Source organism: Rathayibacter sp. Leaf296 (assembly GCF_001423045.1).
GTDB classification, from domain to species: Bacteria; Actinomycetota; Actinomycetes; order Actinomycetales; family Microbacteriaceae; genus Rathayibacter; species Rathayibacter caricis.
This window is the reverse complement of sequence record NZ_LMNR01000001.1, coordinates 623,433-641,448: the sequence shown is the minus strand read 5'-3', so window position 1 is coordinate 641,448 and position 18,016 is coordinate 623,433. Positions and strand designations below refer to the sequence as shown.

The following is an 18,016-nucleotide window of genomic DNA, read 5'->3' as shown; positions in this document are numbered from 1 at the left end:
GAGGTCAACCGTTCACACGGTGTCCATCCGTTTCGAAGAGCGGTCGCCTAGCGTGGCTGCGATGGCTGCACAGGCGACGACGGGACGACCGCACACGGTCGAGGCGTCGGAGCGGACCTCTCGCGTCCCGCTCCGGGCGCGCCGACTCGCGCAGCACGCCGCGCGCGTCGCTCCGCTGGCGATGGGGACCGTCGCCTCGAGCGCGATCCTGGTCGGCTCGCTGGGCGTCGGCTACCTGCCGGGCGACTCGCCGATCCGGCAGTGGCCGCTGATCGCGACGCTGCGCTCGACCGCCTCGCTCACCGAGATCTGCGCGATCGCCGTGCTCGGCGGCGGACTGCTCCTGCTGCTCGCGTGGCTCCGGCTCCGCTCGACGGCGCGCAGCGGCGACCCGCGCGCTCTGCGGACGATCCTCGTCGCGGCGCTCTCGTGGTGCGCGCCCCTGCTGATCACCGTCCCGCTCTTCAGCCGCGACATGTTCTCGTACGTGGCGCAGGGGCGGCTGATGGTGCAGGGCATCGATCCCTACTCGAACGGCGTCGCGACGCTGCCCGGCTGGTTCATCCTCGGCGTCGATCCCGTCTGGGCCGATTCGCCGACCCCCTACGGCCCCCTCTCCCTCCTGACCGAGAGGACCGCGGTCCAGCTGGCCGGCTGGTCCTCCCCCGAGCTCTCGGTCGCCATGCTGCGGGCCGTGTCGGTGACCGGAGTCGTCGTCATGGCCGTCTACGTGCTGCGGCTGGCCCGGCTGCGCGGCCTCTCCGTCCCGCTGACCGCGTGGACCGTCGTCGCCAATCCGCTGACGCTCGTCCTCTTCGTCGTCGCCGGGCACAACGACTCGGTGATGCTGGCGCTGATCCTCGCGTCGCTGTTCTACGCGAGCACCGACCGGAGAGTGCTCGCCGTCGTGCTGATGGGCGCGGCGATCGCGGTGAAGCCGGTCGCCGTGATCGCCCTGCCCGTGGTCGCGCTGCTCTGGCTGCGCCGCGACGCGACCCTGCGGGAACGGGTGCGCGCCTGGCTCTGGACGGGTCTCGGCGCCCTCGGGCTCGTCGTGGGGCTGGGCTTCGCCGCCGGAGTCGGAGTGGGCTGGGTCGCGGCGATGATCGTCCCCGGCACGATCATGCACTGGTACGCGCCGATGTCGCTCGTCTCGATCCTCGTCTCGACCTCCGTCGAGCTGACGGGGCACGATCCCGCCGCGGCCGTGACCCTCGTGAAGCTGCTGGCGCTCACGCTCGCCGGAGTCGTCGCGGGGTGGCTGATGCTGACGCGCCGCTCCATCGATCCGCTCGCTCGGCTCGCGACCGCCCTGCTGGCGTTCGTCACCGCGTCCTCGGCGATCCACCCCTGGTACGCCCTCTGGATCCTGCCCGTCGCCGCGCTCGCGCGCCCGTGGAGGACGGTCCACGTGCACCTCGCGGTGTACGCGACGATCTTCCTGATGTGCGTGACCCTCGCCGAGCCCGTCGAGGGCAACGGCGGGGTCCTCGACCAGCTGCCCGGCCGGGTGGCCACGATCGCCGCCATGGCGGTCGTCGGCCTCTACGTGCTGCTCGGCTACACCGACGCCGAGCGCGTCGAGGTGCGAGGCCTCGTGCGCGGGCTGCCGCTCGGCGGCGAGATCCTCGCGCGCGGCTCCGATCTGCTGCAGCGGGCGACCGGGGGCCGCGTCGGCTCGCGGCTCGACCGGCGGTACGTGAGCGCTCGGGCGCGGGACTGAGGCCCGCGCGCTAGGAGCCCGACTCGTCGCTCCGGCGCCGGCGGCGCTCGATCGCGGCCTGCGCCGCGACGGCCGCGGCCTCGGGGTCGCCGGTGCCGAGCACGCTCGAGAGCGAGGAGAGCCAGCGGGCGTCGTCCCGGCTGCCCTGCAGCGCGTTCGAGAAGAGCGGAAGCTCGGTGCGGGTGGCGTGGATCGCGTAGGACTCGCGGCTGTAGCCGTTGTCGGGCACCACGGGTGCGCGCCGATCGGAGGGGCGCGCATCGTCCCGGGGGTCGGCCTCGCGCCCGGATCGCGTCTCGACAGCGTCGTCTCGCTGGTTGTCCTCGACCACGGGTCCTCCTCGTCTCACCGCGACCGCGGCGAGCGGGCGGGCGACCCGGCGACGGTGCCGGGCGCGACGGTCAGCGTACCCCGATCACGGACCGTCCGGCTCGTCCTGGTCCTGCTCCGCCGCCTCGCGCGCACGCGGCACCGGTCGCCACACGACGACCTCGGTGCGGCGCTGCGCGCGCGTGCCGTGCCGCAGCGTCACCACGTCGCCCTCGAGCCCCGCGGCGAAGACGCGGCGCCCGGGCCGGTTGAGGAGCTCGTCGGCCAGGGCCGACTCGAGCTCGCGCACCCGCTGGGACAGCGACTGCACCTGGTTCTCGAGCTGGAGGATCCTCGCGATGCCCTCGAGGGAGACCCCCTCGGAGGACAGCCGTGCGACCTCGCGCAGCTGAACGACGTCGCGCATGGAGTAGCGGCGCGACTTGCCCGCGGTGCGGGTCGGCCGGACGAGTCCGAGCCGGTCGTACTGCCGGAGGGTCTGCGGGTGCATGCCGGCGAGGTCGGCGGCGACCGCGATCGCGAACACGGGGGTGTTCTCGTCCATCACCGCCTCCTCTCCGGCCTCTCGGCCCGTCGCACTCGTGCGGTCTAGTAGCGGGCCTTCTCCAGGAGGTCCTCGCGCGGGTTCTCGGCGGGCTCGGCGGCCGCGTAGGCCTCGAGCGCGGCCTTGGCCGCGGCCGACAGGTGATCCGGGACCGCGACCTGGACGACGGCCAGCAGATCGCCGGTGCCCTTGCCCGTCTCGACGCCGCGCCCCTTGACGCGCAGCACGCGTCCGCTGGGCGTTCCGGGAGCGACCCGCAGCTTGACGGGCTCTCCCCCGAGCGTCGGCACCTCGATCGTCGCGCCGAACACGGCCTCGACGAAGGTGACGGGGACGTTCACGCGGAGGTTCAGGCCGTCGCGCTCGAAGACGGGGTGCTTGCGGACGGCGACGGTCAGCACCAGGTCGCCGGGCTCGCCTCCGTCAGGGCTCGGCCGCCCCTTGCCGCGGACGCGGATCTTCTGCTGATCGGCCACTCCGGCCGGGATGCGGACCGAGAGCGGCCGCCCCTCGCCGGTCTGCAGCTGCACGGTGTCGCCGCGGGTCGCGGTGAGGAAGTCGATGGTGGTGCTGGCCGTGAGGTCGGCGCCCTTCTGCGGGCCGCCGAAGCCGCGGTACCCGCCGCTGGGCTGGCCGAAGCGGCCGCCGCCGCCGCCGAACATCCCGCCGAGGAGGTCCTCGAAGCCGGGCGGCGGACTCTGCTGGGTGCTGTAGCCGGAGCGCCCGCCCTGGCCGAAGACGTTGCCGAACACGTCGTCGAAGCCGCCGGGCTGTCCGCCGGCGGTGAAGCGCGCTCCGCCGCCCATCGCGCGGATCTGGTCGTACTCCTTGCGCTGATCCGCGTCCGAGAGGACGGTGTACGCCTCGCTGATCTCCTTGAAGCGCGCCTCCGCGCGGGCGTCGCCCGGGTTCGAGTCCGGGTGGAACTGCCGCGCGAGCTTGCGGTAGGTCTTCTTCAGATCCGCCGCGGAGACGTCCTTGGACACGCCGAGGACCTTGTAGAAGTCCTTGTCGAACCAATCCTGGCTGGCCATGTGCCTCTTCCTGTGTCGAGTGCGGCGAGGGACCCCGCTCCCGGGCCCGCCGGGAGCGGCGGGAGGAGCGGGGTCCCTCGCGGTGGTGCGGAGGGTGTCAGTCGGCGGGGACCGCGACGACCACCTTGGCGGCCCGCAGCAGCGTGCCTCCGAGGTAGTAGCCCGCCTCGACGACGTCCGCGACCGTGGAGGTCTCGGCGCCCGGAGTGGGCTGCTGGAAGATCGCCTCGTGGATGTTCGGGTCGAACAGGTCCCCGACGGCGCCGGTCTTCACCAGGCCGAGCTTCTCGGTCCCGCCGCGCAGCTTCTGCGCGATGGCGGTGAAGGGGCCGCCCTCGGGCAGGTCGCCGTGCTTCTCGGCGCGGTCGAGGTCGTCGAGCACGGGGAGGATGACCTTCACCGCGTCGCCGATGGCCCGCTCCTTCTCGGCCTGCCGGTTCGACTCCGTGCGCTTGCGGTAGTTCGCGTACTCCGCGGTGACCCGCTGGAGGTCGGCGAGGTGCTCCGCTGCGAGCGTCTCGGCGTCGGACTGGCCCGAGAGGAACGAGAGGTCGGCGTCCGAGAGCGTCGTCTCGACGTCCGGGCCCTCGGCCTCGATCAGACCCTCGGTGTCCTGAGCGGCCTGCGCCGCCTCGGCTCCGGTGGTCGGCTCCTGCTCGGGAGCGCCCTCGGTCGGCTCCTGGTCCTGCTCGCCGGCCGTCACTTGGCGTCCTTCGGCTCGTCGTCGTCGATGACCTCGGCGTCGACGATGTCCTCGTCGTCCTTCTTGTCACCGTCGGCGGGAGCGTCCTGCGGGGCGCTCTGCGCGGCCTGGTCCTGCGAGTAGATCGCCTGGCCGAGCTTGGTCTGCGAGGCGTTGAGGGCGTCGAACGCGGTCTTCACCGCGGCGTCGTCGTCTCCGGCAAGCGCGGTCTTCAGCGCGTCGACGTCGCCCTGGACCTCGGACTTGACGTCCTCGGGCAGCTTCTCCTCGTTCTCCTTGATCAGCTTGTCGATCGAGTAGGCGAGGGTCTCGGCGTTGTTGCGGATCTCGGCGGCCTCGCGGCGGGCCTTGTCCTCGGCGGCGTGCTCCTCGGCCTCGCGGACCATGCGCTCGATGTCGTCCTTGGGCAGCGACGAGCCGCCGGTGATCGTCATCGACTGCTCCTTGCCGGTGCCCTTGTCCTTCGCGGACACGTGCACGATGCCGTTGGCGTCGATGTCGAAGGTGACCTCGACCTGCGGGATGCCGCGGGGCGCGGGCGCGATGCCGGTGAGCTCGAAGGTGCCCAGGTTCTTGTTGTCACGGGTGAACTCGCGCTCGCCCTGGAAGACCTGGATCGCGACGGACGGCTGGTTGTCGTCGGCCGTGGTGAAGGTCTCGCTCCGCTTGGTCGGGATCGCGGTGTTGCGCTCGATGAGCTTGGTCATGATCCCTCCCTTGGTCTCGATGCCCAGCGATAGCGGGGTGACGTCGATGAGGAGGACGTCCTTGCGCTCGCCCTTGAGGACACCGGCCTGCAGTGCGGCGCCGACGGCGACGACCTCGTCCGGGTTGACGCCCTTGTTGGGCTCCTTGCCGCCCGTGAGCTTCTTCACGAGCTCGGCGACGGCCGGCATGCGGGTCGAGCCGCCGACGAGGACGACGTGCGCGATGTCCTCGACCTTGACGCCCGCCTCGGCGATGACGTCGGTGAAGGGCTTGCGGGTGCGCTCGATGAGGTCGCTGGTGAGCTCCTCGAACTTGGCGCGGGTCAGCGTCTCGTCGAGGTTCGCCGGGCCGTTCTCGGTGAGCGAGAGGTAGGGCAGCTGGATGCTGGTCGAGGTGCTCGAGGAGAGCTCCTTCTTCGCCTGCTCCGCGGCCTCCTTGAGGCGCTGACGGGCGATCTTGTCCTTCGACACGTCGACGCCGGTGGAGTCCTTGAAGCGCTTGACGAGGTGGTCGACGACGCGCTGGTCCCAGTCGTCGCCGCCGAGGCGGTTGTCGCCGGAGGTCGAGCGCACCTGGATGGTCGAGAAGTCGTCGTCCTTGCCCACCTCGAGGAGGGAGACGTCGAACGTTCCGCCACCGAGGTCGAAGACCAGGATGAGCTCGTCCTCCTTGCCCTTGTCGAGGCCGTAGGCGAGGGCGGCCGCGGTGGGCTCGTTGATGATGCGGAGGACGTTCAGTCCGGCGATCTCGCCGGCGTCCTTCGTGGCCTGGCGCTCGGCGTCGTTGAAGTAGGCGGGGACGGTGATGACCGCGTCGGTCACCTTGTCGCCCAGGTACTGCTCGGCGTCGCGCTTGAGCTTGCCCAGGATGCGGGCCGAGATCTCCTGCGGCGTGTACTTCTTCTCCTCGACCCCGAAGGTCCAGTCGGTGCCCATGTGGCGCTTGACCGACGCGATGGTGCGGTCGACGTTGGTGACGGCCTGGCGCTTCGCGGTCTCGCCGACGAGCACCTCGCCGTCCTTGGTGAACGCGACGACGGACGGGGTGGTGCGGAAGCCCTCGGCGTTCGCGATGACGGTGGGCTCGCCACCCTCGAGGACGGCCACGACCGAGTTGGTGGTTCCCAGATCGATGCCTACGGCACGGGACATAGCGTGTTTCTCCTTCGCGACCGGCCGGCCGTGAAGGCGGTCGATCAGTTGTCGTGAGTGGTGCTGACGTGAGTGGTGCAAACCTCTGCGGGAGTTGAGTCCCGCAGGCTCAAGTTTACGCGGACCGTTGCTGGAGTCAAGCCGGGAGCCGAGAAGTTGAGTCGAGTGGACTCAACTCTCAGCAACCGCTTCCCGCCGTTCACCTCCACGGCCTACGGTGAGCGCATGACCGAACGCGCTGGCCGTCGACCCGTCCTCGCCTGGGGCCTCTGGGACTGGGGCGGATCCGCCTTCAACGCCGTCGTCACGACCTTCGTCTTCACGGTCTACCTCACGACCGACGGCCTCTTCGGCACCCCCAGCGGAGTCTCGGCGGCGCTCGGCTGGTCGCTCGCGGGGGCGGGGCTGGTCGTCGCCCTGATCGCTCCGATCACCGGCCGCCGTGCCGACCTCGGCGGACGCCGCCGCCTCTGGCTCGGGATCCACTCCGCCGTCGTCGTCGCGTGCATCCTGCTGATGTTCCTCGTCCGCCCCGATCCGGCATACCTGTGGCTGGGTCTCGGGCTGCTCGCCGTCGGCACGGTCTTCTTCGAGTTCGCGAGCGTCAACTACAACGCGATGCTCACCCAGGTCTCGACGCGCGCCACCATCGGCCGGGTCTCGGGCTTCGGCTGGGGCATGGGCTACGTCGGCGGCATCGTGCTGCTGCTCATCGTCTACTTCGGCTTCATCTCGCCCGAGGTCGGGCTCTTCGGCGTGACCGGGGAGGACGGACTCGACGTCCGCGTCTCGATCCTGCTCGCGGGCGTCTGGTTCGCCGTGTTCGCGATCCCCGTGCTCGTCGCGGTGCCCGAGCTGCCGGCGCGGGCGGGCTCGCGCGAGCGCGTCGGCGTGATCGCCTCCTACCGCGCCCTGTTCCGGCAGATCGCGGCCCTCTGGCGCGAGAGCCGCACCACCGTGCTGTTCCTGATCGCGAGCGCCGTGTTCCGCGACGGGCTCACCGGCGTCTTCACCTTCGGCGGCGTCCTCGCGCAGGGCACCTTCGGCTTCACCGCCGGCGAGGTGATCCTCTTCGCCATCGCGGCCAACGTGGTCGCCGGAGTCGCGACCATCTCGGTCGGCGCCCTTGACGACCGCCTCGGCCCCAAAACCGTGATCGTCGCCTCGCTCGTCGGGCTGCTCGTCTGCGGCACCGCGGTCTTCGTTCTGCACGACGGCGGCGCCACCGTCTTCTGGATCTTCGGCCTGCTGCTGTGCCTCTTCGTCGGCCCCGCTCAGTCGGCGAGCCGCAGCTACCTCGCGCGGCTGATCCCGGAGGGACGCGAGGGTGAGATCTTCGGGCTCTACGCCACGACCGGCCGCGCCGCGTCCTTCCTCGCTCCGGCCGCCTTCGCGGCCTTCGTCTCGATCGCCGCGGCGACCTCGGGCGGCGACGAGGCGAACGTGCAGTACTGGGGCATCCTCGGCCTCGTGCTCGTGCTCGGCGTCGGGCTCCTCCTGCTCCTCCCCGTGCGCCGCCCGCCCGCCGCGGCGCCGGTCGTGCCGACCGAGCCGCGAGGGGCGGCTCTGCCCTAGAGTGTCGGAGCCGTCGCCCGGACGGCCCCCCGCCCGCAGAACGACGGCGGGCGACCCGGAGGAGCGGCATGGCACGGCGGACGACGAACGAGGATCCCGCACGACGCGGACCCGAGCGGCACACCGGGAACGCCGAGCAGGCCGTCGACGCTCCTCGCACGAGCCCCGCCGACGGCTGGCCGACCGCTCCGGCACAGGCCGCGCCCGCTCCGACGGCCGACCGCCCGGCGTCGATCCGCGTCAAGAAGAAGCGCCGCCCCCCTCGCCGCGCTCGGCTCGCGAAGACCGCGAAGCGGATCGGCTACGGCGTGCTCGTCGCGGCGCTCCTCGCCGGTCTCGCGGTCGTCGTCGTGCTGATCGTCGCTCCGCACCAGCTCTTCTGAGCGGTCGGGCTCACCCTCAGGTCGCGAGCCAGAAGACGATCAGCAGCAGCGTGACCAGGAACCCGGTCAGGAAGTTGAGCGCGAGGAACCGCTTCCACCCAGCGTTCGCCCGCTCCGCCTCCGCGTCGCTCAGCGAGCGGTACGGCCAGATGCTGAGCGCGTAGGGCACGGCCAGGATCACGGCGAGCGTCCCCGGCCACGGAAGCAGCAGGAGCAGCAGGCCGCTCGCGACATAGGCGGCGATCGCGAAGCGCGTGGTCGCGTTCGCCCCGATGACCGTGGCGATCGATCCGATGCCCGCGGCGCGGTCGGCGAGGATGTCCTGCACCGCCCCGAAGGCGTGGCTCGCGATACCCCAGAGGAAGAACGCGACGAGCAGGGCCACCAGAGGACCGGTCACCGTGGTGCCCGCCAGCGCGATGCCGTAGACGGCCGGGCTGACGAAGTGGGTCGCCGAGGTCAGCGAGTCGACGAACGGGCGCTCCTTGAAGCGCAGTCCCGGCGCGCTGTAGGCGATCACGGCGAAGACGCTGATCGCCAGCACGAGCCACGAGACCGGCGATCCGAGGATCACGAGCGCGACGAGGAACGGCACGTTCGTCGCGACGGCCGCGATCAGGGTCGCGCGGTGCTCGCTCCGATCGAGGACGGCGCCCTCGACACCGCCCTTGCGCGGGTTCCGCAGATCCGACTCGTAGTCGAAGACGTCGTTGATCCCGTACATCGCGAGGTTGTAGGGGATGAGGAAGTAGAGAGTGCCGAGCACGAAGGCGAGATCGATCTCGCGGGTGGTCAGCAGGTAGGCGGCCGCGAAGGGGTAGGCCGTGTTGACCCAGCTGAGGGGCCTGCTCGAGACGAAGAGGGCGCGGAGTCGGTTCACGAGGTGCTCCCGGTGGTGCGTCGGCGGGCCGGCAGGATCGACCAGAGCGCCGGGAGCGCGACGGCCGCCGCGACGGCGTAGGCGAAGTCCTCGATCGGCGCGACGCCGATCCTGATCCCCGAGATGAGCGAGTCGTCGTAGGCCACCAGGAGTCCGACTCCGATCATCACGTTGTCGAAGACGGCCGTCATCACGAGCAGGACGACGAGCGTGCCGGCGAGGGGGCCGAGGCGCAGCCGACCGCGGCGCAGGGCGATCACGAGGACCACCAGCACCACGGCCAGGAAGACCGTGTTCAGGAGGAGGTAGGTCACGCGCGCGCCTCCGCCCGCTTCTCGAGCGCCCCGTGGACGTCCATCGACAGGTAGCAGAGCAGGGTGAGGAAGAGGACCTCCTCGACCGGGAGCTCGGGGGCGAGCTGCAGTCCGGTCATGTACGGGGTCTCGCCGCGGAAGAAGACGCCCAGCCCGATCCCGAACAGGTCCCAGATCAGGAAGAAGACGACTCCCGCGGGCAGCACGATCGCGGCGCGCCGGGCGTCGTTCCAGAAGAACAGCCCGAAGCGCTTGTCGAGCACGACCATGCCGAAGATCGAGACCGCGAGCGCGAGCAGGTAGACGACGCCCACCGGCTACTCCGCCGGGCCGGCGAGCACGGCGTCGCGCACCTCGGCTCCGACGGTCGGAGCCACCGGGGCGTCGGGCGCGCCGCGCACCGGGATCGGCTCGGTCGAGACGTCCCCGCGCACGCGCTTGAGCATGACCTCGGCGCTGATGACGCACATCGGCAGGCCGATGCCGGGGATCGTGGAGCTGCCGGCGAAGAGGAGCCCGTCGACGTGCGCGCTCGCGTTGCCGGCGCGGAAGAAGGCGCTCTGCTTGAGCACGTGCGCGGGGCCCAGCATCGAGCCGCGCCAGGCGCCGAGGTCGGTCTCGAAGTCGGCCGGGCCGATCGTGCGCCGCACGACGATCCGATCGGCGAGGTCCGCCGCTCCGGTCCAGGTCGCGATCTGCCGGATGGCCGCGTCGGCGATCGCCTCGACCCGCGCGTCGCCCGCGCCGTCGACTCCGCCGTGGCCGATCGAGGTGTCGGCCGGGATCGGCACGAGCACGAAGAGGTTCTCGTGCCCGTCCGGAGCTACGCCCGGGTCGGTCGCGCTGGGGCGGCAGACGTAGAGGGAGGCGGGATCCGGCACGGACGGGTTCTCGCCGAAGATGCGGCCGAAGTTGTCGCGCCAGTCCTTCGTGAACAGCAGGGTGTGGTGCTCGAGCTGCGGCAGCTCGCCGCGCACGCCCAGGAGGATCAGCACGGCGCTGGGACCGGGATTGCGGTCCTCCCAGTACTGCGGCGGGAAGGTGCGCTGCTCGTCGGGCAGGAGGGACTGCTCCGTGGTGAAGAGGTCGGAGGCGTTGACGACGAGCTCGGCGGGCAGGCGCTCGACTCCGTCCGGGCCCTCGAACTCCACCCCCACGACCTCGGCGCCGCGACGGCTCCCGCGGGGAGCGCGGGCGGTGAGGATGCGCGTGGCGGGCGACGAGGTGCGGATCGTGACCCCCGCCTCCTCGCCGACCTCGGCGACGGCCTCGATCAGCCGCGTGAATCCGCCCATCGGGTAGAGCACGCCGTCGGCGAGGTCGAGGTGGCTCATCAGGTGGTACATGCTCGGCGCGTCGTACGGCGAGGAGCCGAGGAAGACGGCCGGGTAGCCGAGGATCTGCCGCAGGCGGGTGTCGGTCACCGCGGTGCCCGCGAGGGAGTCGAGAGAGGTGAGCAGCAGCCTCCCGAGGGTCGCCGTGCGCGAAAGGACGTCCTTGCGCAGCAGCGGCAGGAAGGACGCGAAGCTGGTGTAGAGGAAGCGGCGCTTGGCCATCTCGTACGTGTCGCGCGCCGATTCGAGGTAGGCGCGCATCCGCTCGCCCGAGCCCGGCTCGACGCTCTCGAACAGGGCGATGTTCGACTCGAGGTCGGCGAGCACGTCGAGCGGCTCCTCGACGCCCTCGCTGTAGACGCGGTAGCCCGGATCCAGCTTCACCAGGTCGAGGCGCTCGTCGGCGCTCGTGCCCATCAGCCGGAAGAAGTGGTCGAAGACCTCGGGCATGAGGTACCAGGACGGACCGGTGTCGAAGCGGAACCCGTCGCGCTCCCACGAGCCGGCGCGGCCGCCGACGACCTCGCGCTTCTCGAGCACGGTCACGTCCCAGCCGTCGCGGGCGAGGAGCGCGGCGGAGGCGAGTCCGCCGATCCCGCCGCCGATCACGACCGCGCGGTGCGGTCCGGAGGCCGAACGGCTCGCGCGGGCGGGACCGCGACCGAGCCGCGGGGCGAGGGTGGACGCGGCGGCGCGGGCGGCGAGCGCCGTCTTCGTCGCCGTCGGCACGCTGACGCGGGCCCGGAGCAGCTCCTCGGCCGGCGTCTCGCGGATGCGGTCGGCGAGCGCCTGGAAGAGCGAGTGCGCGAGCACGACGGCCCGGCGGCTCGAGCGGGGCAGCTCCGGGATGATCGCGGCGGCCTCGGCGAGGTCGTCGTCGAGATCGGCGAGCAGCACGGCCTTGTCCGTCTCGGAGAACGCGCGCGGGTCGACACCCGGGAAGTAGCTGCGTCCGAGTCCGTCGACATCGGCCGCCAGGTCGCGGAGGAAGTTGACCTTCTGGAACGCGGAACCCAGGCGCCGGGCACCGGCGACCAGGCGCTCGCGGGCGGCGGGCGCGACGTGGCCCGCATCCGAGGCGGCGAGGAACACGTGCAGGCACATCAGCCCCACGACTTCAGCGGAGCCGTAGACGTAGCGCTCGAACGACTCGGGCGTGTGCACGGTCTCGCGGAGGTCGGCCCGCATCGAGGCGAAGAAGGGGCGGGTCAGCTCGGTGCCGAACCCGGTCGCCCTGGCGGTCCGGGCGAAGGCGTGCACGACGAGGTTCGAGCTGTAGCCGGAGTCGAGGGCGCGGTCGGTCTCGGCCTCGAACGCGTCGAGGGCCTCCTCGACGGCCGCGCGGTCGAGCTCGGCCGCCTCGGCGACCCCGTCGACGATCTCGTCGGCGACGCGCACCAGGGCGTAGACGTCCTCGACCCGCTCGCGGACGCCGCGCCCGAGCAGCCGCGTGGCGAGTCCGAACGACGTGGAGTAGCTGCGGATCACCTGCGCGGACGCCTCGTGCGCGACTCGGTCGTACAGTTCGCTCTGCCGGGTCATCGTGCCACCGTACGGGTCGTGGTTGTGCGGGGGGTCATCGGTGCGGAGGGCCGCGCGTGGCGGCTGCGCACGACGAGGGTCATCGGGTGCGTCCGACCACGCTCGCGACGAGCGGGCGGACCTCGACGCGGAACGCCTCCGAGACCGCGGGAGTGCTCAGCGCCGCCCAGGCGCGGTTCGCGAAATCGCCCGCGAGGGATTCGGCGAACCCGCGGGCGCCGCACTCCTCGAGGATCCGGCGGACGCGCTCGGCGGTCTCGCCACTGAGGTGCTCGTCGCCGATCAGCCCCTCGATCTCGGGCCAGCAGTCGGTGCCCGCCGCGTGCGCGATCAGCACCGTGCGCTTGCCCTCGCGCAGGTCGCCCAGCGTGGTCTTGCCGGTCTGCCCCTCCGAGCCGAAGACGCCCAGGAGGTCGTCGACGATCTGGTACGCGATGCCGATGCAGCGGCCGAACTCGCCCAGCGCCTCGACGGCCTCGTCGGAGGCCCCCGCCAGGATCGCGCCCGCCTGCAGCGGCGCCTCGAACGAGTAGACGGCGGTCTTCAGGCGCTCCATCTCGAGCACCTCCTCGACCGAGGGCATGCCGGGCATGAGCGAGAAGTCGACGTCGGCGAGCTCGCCCGCGGCCGAGGCGAAGACGGCCTCGTCGAGCAGCGTGAGCAGGCGGGCGCGGACGGCGTCGTCCGCTCCGACGCCCTCGATCAGGCGGTGGGCGCCGGTCAGCGCGAGGTCGCCGGCGATCACGGCGACGGAGGTTCCGCGGTGCTCGGCGATGGGGATGGAGAGACCGGCGGTGGTCGCCTCGTCGCGGTAGCTGCCCGAGACGTTGGGTCCGCCGCGGCGGACGAAGTCGCGGTCGATCACGTCGTCGTGCACGATCAGCGCGGTGTGCAGGAGCTCGAATGCGGCGCCCAGATGCGCGGCGGCCTCCGGGTCGCGCCCGCCGAGGGCCTCGTACGCCGAGATCACCATGAGGGGGCGGAAGCGCTTGCCCCCGCGGGTGTTGGCCTCGAGCGTCTGCCACAGGGTCGTGTACCGAGTGCCCAGCCGCTCCGCCCGAGCGCGCGCCAGGGAGAAGAACCGGTCGAGCACGGCATCGACGTGTTCCTGCCGCTTCCGGGAGAGAACCACGGGGTCGCGTGTATCCACGAGGGAGAGGCTAACAAGTTCGGTCTTCTAGCACTAAGCCGGCTGACTTCCCTCCTCGTGCTTGACTTACAGGCATGACTTCGGGAGGAATCGCCGTGCGCGAGGACGAGATCGAGCAGGTCGTCCTGCTGGACGAGACGGGCGGCGCCATCGGCGTCGCCGACAAGGCGACGGTGCACGACACCGAGACAGCGCTGCACCTGGCGTTCTCCTGCCACGTGTTCGCCCCGGACGGCGCCCTGCTCGTGACGCGCCGCGCGCTGGGCAAGCGCACGTGGCCGGGCGTCTGGACCAACTCCTTCTGCGGCCACCCCGCCCCCGGCGAGCGGATCGAGGACGCCGTCGTCCGCCGTGCCGAGCGCGAGCTCGGCGCCCGCCTCGAGACGCTGGAGGTGGCGCTGCCGGACTTCCGCTACCGCGCGGTGGACGCCTCCGGGATCGTCGAGAACGAGATCTGCCCGGTGTACACCGCGACCCTCTCGAGCCGCGAAGCACTCTCCCCGCGGGGCGACGAGGTCATGGACTACGAGTGGGTCGATCCGGAGGCCACGCTGGCGTCCGTGCGCGCGGCGCCGTGGGCGTTCTCGCCCTGGCTCGTGCTGCAGCTCCCCCGGCTCCTGGGCTGAGAGACGCCCGGCGCCCTCAGTCGCCGTAGACGTCCGTGCGGTGGAAGTGGAGGGACGAGCGGGACGCGGTCGGGCCGCGCTGGCCCTGGTAGCGCGAGAAGTACTCCGCGGATCCGTAGGGCTTCTCGGCCGGCGAGCTGAGGCGGAAGAAGCACATCTGGCCGATCTTCATCCCCGGCCAGAGCGTGATCGGCAGCGTCGCGACGTTGCTGAGCTCGAGCGTGACGTGGCCGGTGAAGCCCGGATCGATGAATCCGGCGGTCGAGTGCGTCAGCAGACCCAGGCGCCCGAGCGAGCTCTTGCCCTCGAGTCGCGCCGCGATGTCGTCGGGCAGCGTGACCGCCTCGTACGTCGATCCGAGCACGAACTCGCCCGGGTGCAGGATGAACGGCTCGCCCTGCGGGGTCTCGACCAGCCGCGTGAGGTCCGGCTGGTCCTCGGCCGGATCGATGTAGGGGTACCGGTGGTTGTCGAACAGCCGGAAGAAGCGGTCGAGGCGCACATCGACGGACGAGGGCTGGATCATCGCCGCATCGTGCGGGTCGAGACCGACGCGGCCGGAGGACAGTTCGGTCTGGATGTCGCGATCGGAGAGCAGCACGAGGCGATCCTAGGGCGTGGGGCGGGGCCGGCGACGTGGGGCGGCTGCAGGCCTTGCTACGATGATCGAGTGCGCCTCCGAGGCGCCGCGCGAGTGTAGTTCAATGGTAGAACTTCTGCTTCCCAAGCAGATGGCGCGGGTTCGATTCCCGTCACTCGCTCCACAGGTCCCCTCCCCTTCTCTCCTCCTCGGGCGCCCGCATCGGGCGACACGCCGAGGGGATCGCCGCGAACGCGCGGAATGCCGGACGTCGCGGTGCAGGGTGGAGGAGTGACAGAGCTCGTCCAGATCCCGTCGCCGGGCGTCGCCCTCGAGTACGGGCGCCCCGGCCGCCCGGTCGTCGTCGTGCTCCACGACGTGTACGGCCGGCTCCCGTGGATGGAGCCCTTCGCCGAGGCCGTCTCGAAGCACGGCTACCACGTGCTCGTCCCCGACCTCTACGACGGTTGGGCGACGCTCGCCCCGGAGGACGCCCGCGACCTCGCCGCGATGACCGCGCAGGACCGCGCGATGGCCTCGATCGCCGACGCGGTCCGCTCCGGAGCGGTCGAGGGGGCGCAGCGCAGCGCCATCATCGGATTCGGCTTCGGTGGACGGCTCGGCCTGCTCGCCGCCGCGACCGGGCTGGTCGACGCGGTCGTCGCGTACTACGCGACGCTCGGGCGGGAGGAGCACGCGCTCGTGCCGTGCCCGACGCTTCTCCACTACGCGCAGAGCGACGAGTGGCCCGAGGGCGACGACCCGGAGGCGTTCGTCGGCCGACTCAAGGAGGCGGGCACCCCCGTCACGGCGCACACGTATCCGGGCACCGTCCGGCACTTCGCGAACGGGACCCTGCGCGAGGCCGTCGACCCCTCCTCCGCGGCGCTCGCCTACGCGCGGACGGTCTCGTTCCTCAATCCGCAGCTCATCGACTACTGAGCGGGCTGCGCGCTCAGCCGCGGACGTCGTGCAGGTGGTGCTGGACGTCGTGCAGGTAGTAGCGCGCCATCGTCTCGACGGTGAAGACGGCTCCGTCGCTGCGGCGGCCGGGGTACTGCCACTGGGCGCCCGCGACGCCGTCGAAGGCGTCGGCGATCAGGCCCGCCTCCTCGACCAGCTCGCGGCCGACGACGGCCGGGTCCTGCTCGGAGTAGCGGTCCTCGACGGCGGTGACGTCCTGGTCCCAGTTGGGGAAGAGCGGGTCGTCGCCGGCGAGCATCAGGCCCAGGCGCGTGCGGTAGATGCGGTGCACGTCGCGCACGTGCGCCGCGTACTCCAGGGGCGACCACGTCTCGTCGTCGGGCCGGCCCGCGGCGTCGTCGCGCTCGAGGACGTACGGCCAGGCGGCGGCGTTCTCGCGGATGAGGTGGGAGACGTCGGACGCGTCGACGAGCGAGGCGTCGAAGCCGCACTCGAGGCAGGGGCGCTCGGCGGCCCAGGTCCAGTCCTTGGTGTCGGGGGTGATCGGCATGACCCCACAGTAGAACCCCGGCTCCGGCCCCGCGGCGCGGTGGACGGTCAGGGATCGGCGATCCCCTGCCACCGCTTCAGCAGCGCTGGTGCACGGTGAGCGCGGCGACGCGCTCGCCCTCGGCCGTCCACGGCAGGACGGGCAGGTCCGCCGCTCCCGACGCGGCGCCCTGCTCGACGGCGACCGCCGCCATCGCCCGCGCGACGTTCCCGGCGAAGTCGGCCCCCGCGGTGGAGCTGTTGAACGACACGGCGACCGTCAGTCCCGACACCGGGTCGGAGTAGGCGGCGGTCACGAATCCGGGCGCCACGCCGGAGAAGCCCCGGAGCGGGCCGGCCTCGTGCCCGCCCAGGCCGGCGAGGAGCCACTCCGCGCGGCCCTGACCCTGCGGGAACGGGTCGGCCCACACCGCGTCGCCGGAGGGAGAGGCGGCGAGGCCGGTCGCGAGCCGGCGGAGGTCCTCGAGGTCGGTCACGACTCCGCCCGCGGCCCCGAGCGCCGACGGCGACGCCGAGCCGACGTCGCGGCGCACCTCGCACTGCACGGCTCCGGTGCCCAGGTCGAGGCCGGCCGCGTACCCGCGCGGCGCCGGTGCGGGCAGGTCGAGCGTCCGCGCCGAGGGCAGCGCGGTGGTGCGCAGGCCGTACCGCGGCACGACGTACTCGCGGTAGAGGTCGGCGACGCTGCGGCCGGTCGCCTCCGAGGCCGCGAGTCCCGCCAGCAGCGGCCCGGTGGCGGAGTCGGACCAGGCGGCTCCCGGAGGCGCCACGGGCGCGCGCACCTGGGCCGCCGAGATCAGCTCCATCGTCGGCCACTCCCTGACCGGGTTCTGCAGGACGGTCGGCCAGAGTGCGGCGCGGAAGTCTGCGAGTCCGGAGGTGTGCGCGCAGAGCTGGCGGAGGGTCGTGCCCTCGATGCCCGGCAGGGAGCTGAGCGACTCGGAGATGTCGGCGTCGAGGTCGAGGCGGCCCTCCTCGGCGAGCGCGACGACCACGTCGCAGGTCATCGCCTCCGTCCCTCCTGTGCCCAGGCGCACGTGCGCGTCGGTGGTCAGCGGAGTGGGGTCGACGTCGCCGACGACGCCGAGCGCCGTCTCCCAGCCGCCGGCCCAGGACGACCAGACCCCGGCGACGGCCCCCGTCGCTCCGGCCGCGCCGCGCGCCTCGTCGACCAGGCCGGAGAGCGCGATCGCGAGATCGTCGGACACGGGACCGGGCGGCGCCTCGGGGACGACCGAGGCGGCCCCCTGCGTGCAGCCGGCGAGAGCCAGGACCAGTGCGGGAACGACGAGAGCCGCGACCCGTCTCCGCTTGCGACGCACGACCATGACCTTCGGCTCCCCCCGGAACATCCTCTGGAACGGACCCCACTGTACGGGCGTGCCCCGACTCGAGGACCGCGCGAGACGGTGTCCCGCCGGTTCGTATCCGGACCGTGACCCGAGACGTCCACCCCGTTTCCAAACCGACTCGGCGCGGGTTACGAAGAAGGGGTATCGGCACAGGGCCGTCGCGTGAAGGAGGTCCAGTCACATGCGCAGATCACCCAACCGCCTGCTCGCCACAGCCTTCGGAGCGGTCTACCTGCTCGTGGGGCTGCTCGGCTTCGTCGTGACGGGCGGAGTGCAGTTCCTCGCCACCGACGGAGGACTGCTCCTCGGGATCTTCGAGGTGAACCCGATGCACAACATCGCGCACCTCCTGATCGGTGGAGCGCTGCTGATCGCCGGGCTCTCGACGGTCGCCGCCGCGAAGACCGTGAACACGGTCGTCGGAGCCGCGTACCTGCTCCTGGGCATTGTCGGCTTCTTCGTGGTGAACACGTCGCTGAACGTGCTCGCCCTCAACACGGCAGACCACTTCCTCCACCTCGGCAGTGCGATCGTGCTGCTGGGCGTGGGTCTGGGAACCGAGAAGTCGACCCGGTCGCGAGCGGCCACCGCCTGAATCCGGGCGGCGACAGCCG

General features: G+C 71.9%; 19 protein-coding genes and 1 tRNA gene. 7 read left to right on the top strand and 13 right to left on the bottom strand.

Translation table 11 applies throughout. The annotated features are described in order from the left end of the window. Window positions 1–61: 61 nt before the first annotated feature. Window positions 62–1,723 (top strand): polyprenol phosphomannose-dependent alpha 1,6 mannosyltransferase MptB, encoded by a 1,662-nt coding sequence (gene mptB, locus ASF46_RS02855; RefSeq protein ID WP_056866342.1) that lies wholly within the window; start codon window positions 62–64, stop codon window positions 1,721–1,723. Window positions 1,724–1,733: 10 nt separating this feature from the next. On the opposite strand, the gene ASF46_RS02850 is transcribed toward mptB, so the two are convergent. The 5 genes from ASF46_RS02850 to dnaK all read right to left on the bottom strand — a co-directional run bounded on the left by ASF46_RS02850 (window position 1,734) and on the right by dnaK (window position 6,193). After that, window positions 1,734–2,054: a hypothetical protein gene (locus tag ASF46_RS02850; RefSeq protein ID WP_056866341.1), complete on the bottom strand. Its 321-nt coding sequence runs from the start codon at window positions 2,052–2,054 to the stop codon at window positions 1,734–1,736. An 84-nt stretch (window positions 2,055–2,138) separates the two neighbouring features. Further along, complete coding sequence (locus ASF46_RS02845; protein WP_056866340.1) at window positions 2,139–2,597, bottom strand: heat shock protein transcriptional repressor HspR; 459 nt, start codon at window positions 2,595–2,597, stop codon at window positions 2,139–2,141. 44 nt (window positions 2,598–2,641) lie between these two features. Then, window positions 2,642–3,631, bottom strand: coding sequence for a DnaJ C-terminal domain-containing protein (locus ASF46_RS02840; protein WP_056866339.1), 990 nt, complete (start codon window positions 3,629–3,631; stop codon window positions 2,642–2,644). A 97-nt stretch (window positions 3,632–3,728) separates the two neighbouring features. Continuing rightward, on the bottom strand, window positions 3,729–4,334 hold the full coding sequence (locus ASF46_RS02835) for a nucleotide exchange factor GrpE (protein ID WP_055786392.1): 606 nt from the start codon (window positions 4,332–4,334) through the stop codon (window positions 3,729–3,731). Next, window positions 4,331–6,193, bottom strand: a complete 1,863-nt coding sequence (gene dnaK, locus ASF46_RS02830; RefSeq protein WP_056866338.1) for a molecular chaperone DnaK — start codon at window positions 6,191–6,193, stop codon at window positions 4,331–4,333. The genes ASF46_RS02835 and dnaK overlap by 4 nt, the downstream gene beginning before the upstream one ends. A 225-nt stretch (window positions 6,194–6,418) precedes the next feature. On the opposite strand from dnaK, the gene ASF46_RS02825 reads away from it, so the two are divergent. Further along, window positions 6,419–7,768 (top strand): MFS transporter, encoded by a 1,350-nt coding sequence (locus tag ASF46_RS02825; RefSeq protein WP_082485370.1) that lies wholly within the window; start codon window positions 6,419–6,421, stop codon window positions 7,766–7,768. A gap of 68 nt (window positions 7,769–7,836) precedes the next feature. Continuing rightward, window positions 7,837–8,151: a hypothetical protein gene (locus tag ASF46_RS02820; protein ID WP_056866336.1), complete on the top strand. Its 315-nt coding sequence runs from the start codon at window positions 7,837–7,839 to the stop codon at window positions 8,149–8,151. 16 nt (window positions 8,152–8,167) lie between these two features. Here the strand turns inward: ASF46_RS02820 and ASF46_RS02815 are convergent, their stop codons facing one another. The 5 genes from ASF46_RS02815 to ASF46_RS02795 form a co-directional block, all read right to left on the bottom strand. Next, the gene (locus ASF46_RS02815; protein ID WP_056866335.1) at window positions 8,168–9,031 is read right to left on the bottom strand and encodes a prenyltransferase; all 864 of its coding nucleotides are present in this window, start codon (window positions 9,029–9,031) and stop codon (window positions 8,168–8,170) included. Next, on the bottom strand, window positions 9,028–9,345 hold the full coding sequence (locus ASF46_RS02810; protein ID WP_056866334.1) for a lycopene cyclase domain-containing protein: 318 nt from the start codon (window positions 9,343–9,345) through the stop codon (window positions 9,028–9,030). Before ASF46_RS02810 ends, ASF46_RS02815 begins: the two co-directional genes overlap by 4 nt. Next, window positions 9,342–9,659 (bottom strand): lycopene cyclase domain-containing protein, encoded by a 318-nt coding sequence (locus tag ASF46_RS02805; RefSeq protein ID WP_082485186.1) that lies wholly within the window; start codon window positions 9,657–9,659, stop codon window positions 9,342–9,344. Before ASF46_RS02805 ends, ASF46_RS02810 begins: the two co-directional genes overlap by 4 nt. 3 nt (window positions 9,660–9,662) lie before the next feature. After that, the gene (gene crtI / locus ASF46_RS19870) at window positions 9,663–12,221 is read right to left on the bottom strand and encodes a phytoene desaturase family protein (RefSeq protein ID WP_056866333.1); all 2,559 of its coding nucleotides are present in this window, start codon (window positions 12,219–12,221) and stop codon (window positions 9,663–9,665) included. A 79-nt stretch (window positions 12,222–12,300) separates the two neighbouring features. Beyond that, window positions 12,301–13,353 (bottom strand): polyprenyl synthetase family protein, encoded by a 1,053-nt coding sequence (locus ASF46_RS02795; protein ID WP_056866332.1) that lies wholly within the window; start codon window positions 13,351–13,353, stop codon window positions 12,301–12,303. A gap of 92 nt (window positions 13,354–13,445) precedes the next feature. Here ASF46_RS02795 and idi point away from each other — a divergent pair, with 92 nt between their 5' ends. Beyond that, window positions 13,446–13,997 carry an isopentenyl-diphosphate Delta-isomerase gene (gene idi, locus ASF46_RS02790; protein ID WP_056866331.1) on the top strand — a complete coding sequence of 184 codons (552 nt, stop codon included), beginning with the start codon at window positions 13,446–13,448 and terminating at the stop codon, window positions 13,995–13,997. A 16-nt stretch (window positions 13,998–14,013) separates the two neighbouring features. On the opposite strand, the gene dcd is transcribed toward idi, so the two are convergent. Further along, window positions 14,014–14,598 (bottom strand): dCTP deaminase, encoded by a 585-nt coding sequence (gene dcd / locus ASF46_RS02785; RefSeq protein WP_056866330.1) that lies wholly within the window; start codon window positions 14,596–14,598, stop codon window positions 14,014–14,016. An 89-nt stretch (window positions 14,599–14,687) separates the two neighbouring features. Between dcd and ASF46_RS02780 the strand changes: the two genes are divergently transcribed. Both ASF46_RS02780 and ASF46_RS02775 read left to right on the top strand, forming a co-directional pair. Next, a tRNA-Gly gene (locus tag ASF46_RS02780) sits at window positions 14,688–14,761 on the top strand. 107 nt (window positions 14,762–14,868) lie between these two features. Beyond that, window positions 14,869–15,519 carry a dienelactone hydrolase family protein gene (locus ASF46_RS02775; RefSeq protein ID WP_056867407.1) on the top strand — a complete coding sequence of 217 codons (651 nt, stop codon included), beginning with the start codon at window positions 14,869–14,871 and terminating at the stop codon, window positions 15,517–15,519. A 13-nt stretch (window positions 15,520–15,532) separates the two neighbouring features. Here the strand turns inward: ASF46_RS02775 and ASF46_RS02770 are convergent, their stop codons facing one another. Next, on the bottom strand, window positions 15,533–16,051 hold the full coding sequence (locus ASF46_RS02770; protein WP_056866329.1) for a DinB family protein: 519 nt from the start codon (window positions 16,049–16,051) through the stop codon (window positions 15,533–15,535). Between the two features lie 76 nt (window positions 16,052–16,127). Beyond that, window positions 16,128–17,378, bottom strand: a complete 1,251-nt coding sequence (locus ASF46_RS02765) for a serine hydrolase domain-containing protein (protein WP_056866328.1) — start codon at window positions 17,376–17,378, stop codon at window positions 16,128–16,130. A gap of 205 nt (window positions 17,379–17,583) precedes the next feature. Between ASF46_RS02765 and ASF46_RS02760 the strand changes: the two genes are divergently transcribed. Next, window positions 17,584–17,997, top strand: coding sequence for a DUF4383 domain-containing protein (locus ASF46_RS02760; protein ID WP_056866327.1), 414 nt, complete (start codon window positions 17,584–17,586; stop codon window positions 17,995–17,997). The last annotated feature ends 19 nt before the right edge of the window (window positions 17,998–18,016 follow it).

Bases quoted from the DNA above. Each gene is read 5' to 3' on its own strand.
- ASF46_RS02840 (WP_056866339.1), bottom strand. From the start codon at position 3,631: ATGGCCAGCCAGGATTGGTTCGACAAGGACTTCTACAAGGTCCTCGGC.
- ASF46_RS02845 (WP_056866340.1), bottom strand. From the start codon at position 2,597: ATGGACGAGAACACCCCCGTGTTCGCGATCGCGGTCGCCGCCGACCTC.
- idi (WP_056866331.1), top strand. From the start codon at position 13,446: ATGACTTCGGGAGGAATCGCCGTGCGCGAGGACGAGATCGAGCAGGTC.
- crtI (WP_056866333.1), bottom strand. From the start codon at position 12,221: ATGACCCGGCAGAGCGAACTGTACGACCGAGTCGCGCACGAGGCGTCC.
- dnaK (WP_056866338.1), bottom strand. From the start codon at position 6,193: ATGTCCCGTGCCGTAGGCATCGATCTGGGAACCACCAACTCGGTCGTG.
- ASF46_RS02820 (WP_056866336.1), top strand. From the start codon at position 7,837: ATGGCACGGCGGACGACGAACGAGGATCCCGCACGACGCGGACCCGAG.
- ASF46_RS02765 (WP_056866328.1), bottom strand. From the start codon at position 17,378: ATGGTCGTGCGTCGCAAGCGGAGACGGGTCGCGGCTCTCGTCGTTCCC.
- mptB (WP_056866342.1), top strand. From the start codon at position 62: ATGGCTGCACAGGCGACGACGGGACGACCGCACACGGTCGAGGCGTCG.
- ASF46_RS02760 (WP_056866327.1), top strand. From the start codon at position 17,584: ATGCGCAGATCACCCAACCGCCTGCTCGCCACAGCCTTCGGAGCGGTC.
- ASF46_RS02770 (WP_056866329.1), bottom strand. From the start codon at position 16,051: ATGCCGATCACCCCCGACACCAAGGACTGGACCTGGGCCGCCGAGCGC.
- ASF46_RS02825 (WP_082485370.1), top strand. From the start codon at position 6,419: ATGACCGAACGCGCTGGCCGTCGACCCGTCCTCGCCTGGGGCCTCTGG.